4 protein-coding genes and 2 pseudogenes are annotated in these 10,750 nt (G+C 59.7%); 1 reads left to right on the top strand and 5 read right to left on the bottom strand.

The genetic code is table 11. From position 1 onward, the window contains the following. Positions 1-11: 11 nt before the first annotated feature. Both xopF1 and hap3 read right to left on the bottom strand, forming a co-directional pair. Entirely contained in the window at positions 12-2,033 is a 2,022-nt protein-coding gene (gene xopF1 / locus FFY45_RS12845) for a type III secretion system effector XopF1 (RefSeq protein WP_176340734.1), read from the bottom strand. Then, positions 2,030-2,476, bottom strand: coding sequence for an Hpa3 family type III secretion system protein (gene hap3, locus FFY45_RS12840; protein WP_080960590.1), 447 nt, complete (start codon positions 2,474-2,476; stop codon positions 2,030-2,032). Before hap3 ends, xopF1 begins: the two co-directional genes overlap by 4 nt. An 885-nt stretch (positions 2,477-3,361) precedes the next feature. Here hap3 and FFY45_RS12835 point away from each other — a divergent pair. Continuing rightward, positions 3,362-3,916: a hypothetical protein gene (locus FFY45_RS12835; RefSeq protein ID WP_176340733.1), complete on the top strand. Its 555-nt coding sequence runs from the start codon at positions 3,362-3,364 to the stop codon at positions 3,914-3,916. Positions 3,917-4,693: 777 nt separating this feature from the next. Here the strand turns inward: FFY45_RS12835 and FFY45_RS12830 are convergent. The 3 genes and pseudogenes from FFY45_RS12830 to FFY45_RS22170 form a co-directional block, all read right to left on the bottom strand. Beyond that, positions 4,694-7,318: pseudogene (locus FFY45_RS12830) on the bottom strand (HrpF/NolX family T3SS translocon protein); the annotation flags it as partial. Between the two features lie 892 nt (positions 7,319-8,210). Next, positions 8,211-9,605: a helix-turn-helix domain-containing protein gene (locus tag FFY45_RS12825; protein ID WP_255171956.1), complete on the bottom strand. Its 1,395-nt coding sequence runs from the start codon at positions 9,603-9,605 to the stop codon at positions 8,211-8,213. Between the two features lie 277 nt (positions 9,606-9,882). Further along, positions 9,883-10,338 (bottom strand): annotated as a pseudogene (locus FFY45_RS22170) (transposase); the annotation flags it as partial. Between the last annotated feature and the right edge of the window lie 412 nt (positions 10,339-10,750).

Here is a 10,750-nt window from a genome sequence, read left to right as displayed (position 1 = left end):
CGATCGATCGCTCACGGTCGGCCGCTTTCCCACTGGCGCAGTTTCTCGCTCTCGTGCAACGCGTCCCTGAGCGTCGTCAACTCGGTATCCAGTGTCGCGGTCAGGTCGTTGCGTGGCACTCCGCTGAACATCGCCTTCTGCCCGGCGTGCAGCGCATCGCGCACCGTGTCGATGGTCGCAATCGAGGGGGACTGCGTGCCGATTTCCGCGCGCAATGCCTCCAGGGCTTCGCGCAACCTCCCCGCCTGCGGCCCCGGTGCAGGCGCAAGCCGCTCTCCCTCTTCCAGGGCACGCGCAATCTGCGCCGGTGTCGGCGCCGAAAATAGCGCGATCGCCTCGTCGATGGGCTCGGCCAGCGCCTGAAGCGTGCGTTCGATGGTGCGTTGATGATTGGCCGCGGTGACGGCACGTTCCTGATCCAGTCGCGTCGCCTGGGTGGTATTGGCGCCGTTCTTGGCCTTGAGCGCATTCCAGACCGTATCGTTGAACAAGGTCTGCACCGCCTGTTGCACGACCGTGGCGGTGGAGTTGGCGGCTTCGCCTGCAACGCTGCCGTTTGCATTGCCACCACGCAAGGGCGCGGCGATCAGGCGGCCGGCCCCGAGCGAGGCGAAGTTGGCCAGCACGTTGCTGAGCATGTGACGGCCCAGCACATCGCGTAGCGCAGTGGTGACCGCATTGGTGGTGCTCAAGGCCTGCCTGGCCAACGCCAGGCCTTCCTTCCCGGTCTCCAGCAGATAGTTGGGGGGGAACCGCACAGCGTCGGACCATTGCGCAGGCCGACGCGTCTTGTCCGGCAATGCCAACGCAAACAGATTCAGCCGCTGCTGTCCGCCAAGCAGGTCGGGAACACTCATCTGGCCGGTACGCGCCACCGCCTTGCCGGTCTCAAGCATCGCCTTCTGCACGACTCCTGCGCCGCCGATGGCGAGCGCGCTCAGGCCCAGCTGGCCGGCCGGCGTGCGCGTGCCCGGGTCGTCGGAGGTTCGCCGCGCCGCGTTGAATCCCGCGTTGATCGTCGGCTTGAGCAACAAGGTGTCCAGAGACTTGTCGTCCAGGGTCGATTGCCACTGAGTGATGCCCTGGCGAAGGTCGTAGGTCTGCGCCTTGAGCTCCGCAAGCGTGGCTGCGTCGCCCTCGCCCGGGCGTGTGAAACGCTTGCCCTCGGCAGTGATCTCCAACAGGGCCGGTGGCGGATCGGGCACCAGGATCTTGGGGTCGATGGCCTGGAACCGCGGCAGGTTGGCAACGCGCGCGCGCCGGTCCATTGCCGGAATCAGCAACGTATCGCTGGTATAGGACATCAGGCCCGCCACCGCGCCGGACAGCGTCGTCGTACTCAGCGTTTCCGATCCGGGCGCACGCGCGCCGTCGTAGGCTGCGCCTGCGGCGAGACCGAACGGGGTGCGCATCGAGCCGATGATGAAGGCCCTGAGACATTCGTAGGCGATCGGCCAGGCTGCCTTTGCACCTGCCGTCTTCATGTCGCCGGCGATCTGGTATCCGGCATCCGGCCCGAACGCCGCGATGCGTTCCTGCACGCGCGCGTCCGCCCATTCCAGATATGCGGCCTGCAGTACCTCCTGCTCCTCCGAGGGGGCCGCAAATGGCAGGTCAACCAGGCGTGCACGTAGCTGCGCCTTCAACTCAGCCGCTGCCGACGCACTGCGCTGCGCATGGGTCGTTGCAGCGGCAGGTGACTGCGGCTCATCGACAACCGAGGGCGTGGGGCTGGCCTGCGCACTGTGAAACGATGCATCCGTCAGCTCGGAAGAGTGCGACGACTGCCAGGACTCCGAGCGTTGGGATGCGCCATGCGAGGATTCGGCCTGCGTCGTGCCGGCGGTCACGCGACGTGATAACGGTGCGCGACGACCGCGCAGCACCGGCCCCGAAGACAGGCCTGCGAGCAGCCCGGGAGGCGAGCGCGTCTGTGGCAGGGTCACGCTGTCCTCGGCCTGCGTTGGGTGTGCGGGCGCAGAAGATGTTGCGCGGCTGCTGGAAGCGGTCCCGATATTGCTGGTGATTTTCATGAGGCCACCTCGGCCGCGCTACCGGCCTGCGTCACCAGCGCGTCCAGCACCACACGGGCAACCACTTGCCCGCGCTCCAGCGCGGTGGCCACGGCATCGGGCGTGCGCTCGAGCAACAGCGGGCAGACACATAGCAGGCCAAGGTCCGAGAGCGTGAGCCGCCAGCCGTATTCGGTCAGCAATTGTTCCTGCAGCGCCAGCAGCGTCACCACCTCATCGCCGCCGAGCTCGCGTGCGGCCAACGGCAGGATCACTTCCGGAAACGCCGTCACTTCGCCCTGCTGCATCTGCGTGTGGACACGGCACAGCATGCCCGCAGGCCCAAGGATGGTTTCGCCTCCGCCGAGTCGTTGCGCGAGCTCGCCAGGCAACCCGAGGCAGGCGCCAATGCTGAAGAAAAACGCGGTGTTCGCTGCGTGGTGATTTCCTGATTCCAACGTCATCTGAAACTCTCCGGGAAAATGCGATGAGTGGCCAATCCACCATTTCGGTAGAGCGCAGTGTCTGGCTGGCCATGCAAAGCCGGGCAAGGCGCTGCGAATCACTCGCGCCGCACACGAAGTTGGTCTGGTGGAAGTCGCGCAATCGAGACCTGTGTCATACGCAGCCTATGTGTGCGGGAGCGACAGATGAATCGTTTGAAAGACCGTGGGGAACGCGACGACGCGAATGCTCCGCGCAGGCGTGGGCAAGCGTCTTTTGAGCAAGCGCGACATTTTGACTGTTTCGCCAGACGCGCAACTACCGCACACGCGGGGGATATTCATTCCGGGAAATTGCTCAAACCCGGACATTGATGAGTAGGCAATGCATTCCTTCTCCGGCATCCAGGGCGTCGTGCGATCGCCTTGACTATTTGCCTTTTCAATCTTTGCACCAAGCACCATAAGTAAATTTAATCAATATAGTTAATTTACTATGTGATCTTTATTAAATATTTCAAGCTATATTTATGATTAACCAATAAGTTCAGAGAACGCGTTCACTGCAGCTTTCTCGGATACCTCCCAGACTCCCCGCGTTCGCACACAAGATGAATTCTTCGCTATCTCCCACCGAGCTGGGCAAGCACCCGTCATACTAAACACCCCCGTTAATCAAATAGGTTATGATCCGTGGGTATCTGCTGCTCTAAACAAGACTATGTTTCGAATAACTACGCCCAGTCCGACGCACAGGGCGCATCTCCCCGCTCGCCGGTTAACGCAACGGCAATAGCCTCTTCAAATCAGTTGGACGGGCACTTAGGCGAGCTGGCGGCCTTGAACCGCGGTGCGTCTAGGGTTTCGTCGCTCCGGGGGCCGCGGATTCCTCTTTCACGCGAGCAGATGGCAGTAACCAAAGTCCTGCATCGAGTGAGGGATGAATTCTACCTTCGAAGTTCAAACTTCAAATCATCGAACAAGACCAGGAGTGGACGTGGCGACGTGGAGACACATCGCGTAGAAAATGCGCAGAAAGAGATTTTAAGAATGAGGGGGCAAGCGCTATACGACAGCGATACCGACTTCATCAGTGTCGCAATGGAAGGAAGAGCACATAACTGTGGGGAGCTCGCGTCATTGGCAAAACTTTATCTGGAAGATGAAGGATTTGTGGCACGCACGATTGACTTCAAGGCTGACCATTCTGCTGCAGTCATCGGTGCAGATTTCGGCGGCCTGCCGGCAGACATGACACAATGGGAACAAAGTATTTATATTTGTGATCCCTGGACCAATATCGCGTGTCGGGGCAGCGATTATCCCGATCAATTTCTTGCCAAGATGGCGAAATGGCAAGGACAGGGGAAGTCGATAAAAATCGACAATCGAGGATTTGTCTCACCCCTAGACCAACAATGGGTGAATGACATGCTGCAAGGAGGGAAGGCAGCGTGTTGAATTCACGAATGCCGGTCGAGCCAATCTCCGCCGCATTTCTAAACCCATAGTTTGAAAATCCAGCGATGGCCTCCAAAGCTGAAGCCCCGAATTTTTAATCAATTTATTTTCGCCGAAGATAGATAAATATCATCTTTCATACACCGCCCGTACGGGCGGTGTATTTATGAGTTTAACTATAAATACAGCTTAAGCACGCCACAAGCCCGGCCTGATGCTTCCTGATATTTCGCTGCGTTCTAAAATTTATTTTCTCGACTACGGCCGGCTGCACCAGCTCCTGGAACGGACAAACATCTGATATCCCTTGCGACCGTCTAGACGACGGCCGACAAAGCAACATCGCCACATAGGCTCTTGCTTAAATTACAGCATGAATTGCAGCCGATTCAGAGGCTGACACAGCTGCGACTTCGCGACGGAAATCAAGGGCTGCTAAAGCACGTCGGCGCGAGCTCAGACAGATGCCAACCATCGCCAGTGTAATTCTGGGTTAGCGAATATGCGTGCGGCCGTGCTGATCTTTACGTTCGGCGCTGGGCATACCAGGCCGCGAAACGCATCGTATCGGCAAGACCCAGATATTGCTAATGCAGTGGCTTGCGGTGTCCAGGTCTGCTCATACAAAACGACGTATCTACTTGACTGGAGCTGGTACAGCTCTGGTTCCCAACACACATGCACCTGCGGACTGAGTTGAACGACCCACTGACGAATTGGGCGATCATGCTGATCGCCCTTCCGTTCACGCAATAAGATGCTGATCAGGAGCGATCATTACCTACGCCGACCGCCCCGTAGATTCCTGAGGTTTTCCTTCGCGTCCGCCTCGAAGTTGTCCGCAACTTCCTTCGGGATAATCTGTTTCCCCAGCGGCATTCCGCCCGTGTCCTCCAGCTTCTGGTGGATTTCGCCTTCTTTCTTCTCTTTATCCAATCGCACCTCTTCATAATGCAGGCCCGCCAATACAGGCGCCTTGAGCATGTCGGTCGATCGATTAATGTCGTTGCCTACCAAATATCCTTTAAACCCATCAATGCGCTCTTGCCCCTTGGTTGCGCCCTTGCCTTCTCCTTTGATTACGCCCTCGCCTGCGCCCTTGGTCATGCCTTCGCCTGCGCCCTTGGCCGCGCCCTCGGTTGCACCCTTGGCCGCCCCCTCGCCTGCGCCCTTGGTCACCCCTTTGGCTGCGCCCTCGGCGACCCCCTTGGCGACTCCCTTGGCTGCGAGTCTGGCCGAGGGTCCACCGGCGGCCCCCACCACCGCCCCGGCCATGTTGATGCCGGCGAGTTCCCACGCCAGTTTCATGTCGCCGCCTTGCAGTGCGGTGTCGAGAACCTGTGCTGCCTGCGCTTCGCTCTCCAATGCCAGCGCTCCTACATCCGCAATCTCGCCGATGATGGGGATGCCGTTCAGTGCACTGAGTCCCACGGAGGCCCAGTCCAAGATCTTGCTGTCCCACTTGAGGAACTCATGCAATCCCTTGCCGAAGGTGCCGATGTCCTTTTTCTTCTGCTTGATCTCGGGTTGATCGGCTTTGCCCATCAACATGTCCGCGACCGCCTTCTTCTGGTCGGGCGATGTGGCCGCGTGCGTGGGCGATTTCTCCACGGCCTTGTTGGCCGACGTCATATGATCGTAGAACTGCTGAAAATCCTTGTTGCTGATCTTGCCTGAGTCGACGACATGGCCACCGCCGAAGAAGCTGTGGGGCTTCTTGTAGCCAGTGATCGAATTGTTCAACAAGCCGAACAGCAGCGGGTCGCCCAACAACTGTTTGGCGGCGTCGCGCACGGCGGGGTCGGCTTTATCGTCCTTGACGATCGTGTCGAGCTTGTCGCGGGTCACCTCTTTGCCGTCGCCGAAGAACGCATCCTGGTGGCTGTTGATGGTGTCGAGCGTTTTCAGTTCGGGGGCGGTCAGGTGCATCTGCGATGCGGATTTCTGCAGAAAATCCGGCGTACTCAGCGAACCCGCGTCTCCCGCCAGCGCCTTCCACTGGTCCGGGTGCTCACGAAAATACTGCGCGGCGGCGATGACCTGCGGCGGGCACTTCTTGGTCTTGCTGTCGCCTTCGACCAGGTGCTTGAATGCGTCCTGGTTCAGATCCTTCGGCAGATAGTCCGAGTAGCGATAGAGTTCGCGCATCGCGTCGCTTTCGGTCATGACCGTTGGCTGGGTCTTGTCCGGGCTGTCCGACGCCACATAGTTTTGCGTGTAGCCCTTGGCTTGCTTGTTGGCGTATTCCGCGACCTGCGCGTGGCCTGCCGAGAACTTGCTGAGATCGCCGGCGGTGATCTTGCCGCCACACTTGCCATCGCCCTGCGAGCCGATGGCAAAGAACAGCCGCGGATCCTTCTGCAGTTCGGTCAATGCCTTCTTCAGATCCGGCGGCGTCGCAGGATCGTTGATCTTCGCATCGAGATCGGCCCACGCGACCGGCAACTGGTCCTTGTGGCGATCGAGCGTGGTGACGATTTCCAATTCGTTCTGGGTGAGCGTCCCGTCTTTCCAGGTGACCGACGAGCCGTCCACCGCAGGTGGCAGGTCGTGGCCCTTCATTTTTTCGGGATTATAGGTCGCGTTCTTGCCGCCCATCGCAGTCACTTGCGGATGGCGGTCGGCAAAGTCGTAGAGGTTGGCGGCAATGAGCGTGCCGTTGCATTTACCCTGGTCGTCGCCGTGGTGCTTGCCGTGCCCCTGCGATGCCATCGCGAAGAACAGGCCAGGGTCCTGTTGCAGGCCTTGCAGCGCCTTTTTCAGGTCGGGCGGAGTGGACGGATCGTTGATCTTTTCGTCGAGCTTGCCGAACTCGATCGGCATCATGTCGCGATGCTGATTGAGCGTGGAGACGATCTCAAGCTGGGATTGCGTGAGCGTGCCGCCGTCCCAGGTCACCGATGAACCTTCTGCCGGCGGCGGCGGCGTCGATCCCTTCAACTTTTCGGGGTTGTAGGTCGCATTCTTCCCACCCAGCGCAGTCACCTGCGGATGGCGGTCGGCAAAGTCGTAGAGATTGTCTGCGATGAGTTTGCCGTTGCACTTGCCCTGGTCGTCGCCGTGGTGCTTGCCGTGGCCCTGCGATGCCATGGCGAAGAACAGCCCAGGATCCTGTTGCAGGCCTTGCAGCGCTTTTCTCAGGTCCGGCGGAGTGGATGGATCGTTGATCTTTTCGTCGAGCTTGGCGAACTCGATCGGCATCTTGTCGCGATGCTGATTGAGCGTAGAGACGATCTGAAGCTGCGACTGCGTGAGCGTGCCGCCGTCCCAGGTCACCGATGACCCCGGCATGGCCGGTGGCGCGGTAGACCCCTTGATGTCCTTGGGATCGAACGGGGTCGGCAGCATCGGCCAGGACGTGCGTTTCTCGATCGGCTGGTTGGCTTGAATGTCGTCCGCTGAAGGCGTGGCCAACCCCGGAATGCCACTGCCTGGCTCATTGATTGGCGTGTTGCCGTAAGCGGTGGCAATCAAGTTGTAAATCTGCTGCAAGAACAGGTTGTCCATCGCCAGCAACAGATCGGAATCATTCATGGCCGAATCGGATCCGGGCGCCTCCGGCGACGACGTGTCATCCGTGAGAGGTAGAAACAGACCGGCGGTACTCCCGGTCGAAAGCGTGTTGAGCGACATGTGCGGCCTCGCAATGGCAGAGCAGTGACAGAGCGGCTGCATATGAGTACATGCTCATACGGTCACACGGGCATGTCTCATGCGGCGAACACGAATGTTGCCATTCTCGCCAAGGGATGCATGCGCCGATGAACTATTTTGGCGAAAAAAGCGCAAGAAGTAAGTGCACGAGGCCGATACCCTACCCAACATCAGCTTAGGGATGGTCTGATCAACGCTACCCGAGGACGGGAAGTTGTCCGCAGCAAGATCCTCTACCCATCGATGTCGTTTGAACTTCGAAGATCCAGACTGGGCATAAGAGTCTTACTAGGCGCTCGTCACACATGCACCTCTGCCCGGGCCTGTGCCGCCCGCCCCGGGACTGCTCTACCTGCGGTCGCCTTCTACCGGCAGGCATGTGCCTGCCAAAGCGCGTGAGGTGACACGGCCCGCGGGACTGTGCGCAACGGAGACGAGCACCCTGCGTGCGATGCCGCTCCCGGCCAAACTGGAACTAGGCTGTGGGTGCGATGGTGTCCTGGTCCCCATCGCCTGCAAGAGGGTCCCAGGGATGTTGCTCGCTGGCTATCGTTGGCAGGAGTGGCATCGCGGCCTGGGATGGCCGGGCCGAGAAGCTAAGCAAATTCGAGTTCGCGGCCCACATAGCTGTTGGTCGGGGTCAGGCGTTGTTGTACATCCGCCCGGCCCCATTCGTGCGGCTCGATACCAGGCCGGAATTCCGCAGGGCAAGGAGATGCTGCCGGACGCCTTGATAACGCTGGATGGCGGCAGCGATCTCTGAATCGTTGAGCTTGTCTTTCAGCATCGACCGAATGTCTTCTTCCGTGAGTGCAAGGATGGCGCGCTCCATGTCGGTATCTACCACCGGGGGAAGCGCAGTCCCATGAAACGCCCTGCGTTGTGGGTCCTCCAGGTCCGGCTGGGCACCGTCTGGGGCGGTAAGCTCCGCACCAAAACAGTTGTCGTTGTCGATGCCCATAACCTTGGCTCGACCATCCGGCTTGACGTGAATGAAATAGTTTTTGTCGTGGCGATCAGCTTCGCCCGTCAGATGGTCGAGCAGCTGCAGCTTCATCACTTCGGCGCACACGTTCGCCTGGACTAAGGTGGACGCATCGGCCTCTTCGGCTGGTTTTCCTTGGGCGCGTTCCATGATCAGACCCAGAGCTGGCTCAAAGGGATCTTGTCCCAAATTCATCAGCGCCACGCGCGTGTCGGCAACCACGTGGAACCCGAGCCTCCTTGCATAGGCCACGGTTGCGAGATTGCGCATCGCTGTTTGCGGTTCTTCCCTGGAAATGCCCGTCAATCTGGCAACCACACTCCACTTATCCGGAGAGGGTGGCTCGTGGATAAGCGGCTTGAAAACCGCGCTCATCGCAGCTCCATCCGCGTTCCGGATCTCGACCTCGTACACCGTGTTGGAGCGGCCCTCTCCTAGCTCCCTCGGCGCCTGCAGCACCTGCGCGTTGGTGAAGGCAGGCATGGTGTCTTCTGTCATTTTCAGATTCAGCCGCGTGTACAGGCGATTGATCGACAGGTCGCCCAATACCTCGCCCAGCAATTGCCGATCGCTCGCCAAAATGCCCTGGCCCAGAATTCCCTCTTCCAGGGCTTCGGCCATTTTTTCGACCGCAGCAATTGGATCGATCTGGCCGGTGTGTGCGATCGCTAACAGATCACTGCGCACCAGTGCCTCGAACGACCTCCTTCGCTCCCCTTGCATCGGTTTGGGAGCTCCATTGCGGATCACGCTCCATCGATCGGCCACGCTGATAGGTTGCTTTCTGGCCGCCCGCGCCTTCAGCCGCTTCATGGTTCGCCCCCCGTTGGGCAAGGCAGCATGCAGTAGTTGCGCCAGCGCGTCGCACCGGGCTTGCTTGCCCAGCCTGGCGGCTTCTTCCTGGCTTAGCTCCTCGGCTAACAATGCACCCAGCGTCTGGCGACGAGTCGGCAGAGGCTGCTGCACCTCTGCCGAAGGCAGCGGGTTGCTTACGGAAGGATGGAACTGGATCTCGCCCCGTGACCAATGGGCTGAAGAAAGGCTTTCCACCGCGGAGGTACCTGGCAGCCGACCTGCCCTAGCAGCTGGCACCGGGGGCACAGGGATACGGACCGGGGAACGCTGCTTAGCTGTGCCGTCAGGCCGCTTTGGCGCACGACCTAGTCCTGACCATTCCCCCGGTACCACTGGCGTAGTGGACACTGGCGTGGCCGGCGAGCCGCCATGGTCTGTGCTTGCAGCATCGGAATGGGCTTTCGGAGCGCTCCAGAACAATTTTCTCAGCACGACGATTCTCTCTCTTCCATTGAGGCGGCAGCCCTATTGAGTACAACCACGCCCCACGCTTGTATTTCACGATGCGTTTTTGCCGTCGCAACTTGGGATCGATCATCCCCAACGCCATAACGGCGACGGCGGTGCGCCAACGCACCAAGACGCCAGCGCAGTTCGAAATTACTGTCGTCGCGCAGGCAATAGCTCAGCGCACTGGTGCCAATGCCGATCGCTGCCAAGATGCGGCGCTCGCTGGCACCACTCCCGATCCACGCGTGCACCGGCGCACGGCGCGCCAATGCGCTCACGACTTCTCGTAGCGCATCCTTGACCAGAACGTTGAATCGCTTGGCATCGGGCACGCTCATTACGGCGAGCCTTGCTACGCGAAGGGGAGCAAAGACGCCCCACTGAAGCCATGGCGCCCGCATAGGTCCTTGATCGCGACGCCCGCGTCGGCTTCGCGCAGAAGCCTGATGATCTGTTCTACGGGAAAACGCTTCTTCACGTCAACTTCCTCAGAGTAGGAAATCAGACTCCAAACCGGGGCGCTAGTCGAATCGGGGGATGTCGGGTTCACTTGCGCGGGCGGATGGCGGGCTCCTCCATCGACCTACCACCTAAACCCGTTGCCACGCCAGGCAGCATCTGCATAATTTTCTTTCTCGATTGTGCAGTACATAATCTTATCGAACGACTTTGAGGATAGTGCTGAGGATTGATATCTGGTGCTTGGGTCGCCAACCGAAACGCGTTCGTTGAAAAATTTGCTTGTATCCACATAGGCATCAATGTGCCTTAGGGAAGGTCTGAATAACGCGGCCTGAGAGCGCGGAATGTCGCGTCGTTGCGGAGAGTCGCGTTTGGATCTTCGGAGTTTGGCCATTTCTGGCGCTTTCCGTGGGAAATCCCCGGGTTAC

The organism is Xanthomonas hortorum (assembly GCF_011305375.1).
GTDB lineage: Bacteria > Pseudomonadota > Gammaproteobacteria > Xanthomonadales > Xanthomonadaceae > Xanthomonas > Xanthomonas hortorum_E.
This window is presented reverse-complemented; position numbering and strand designations above follow the sequence as displayed.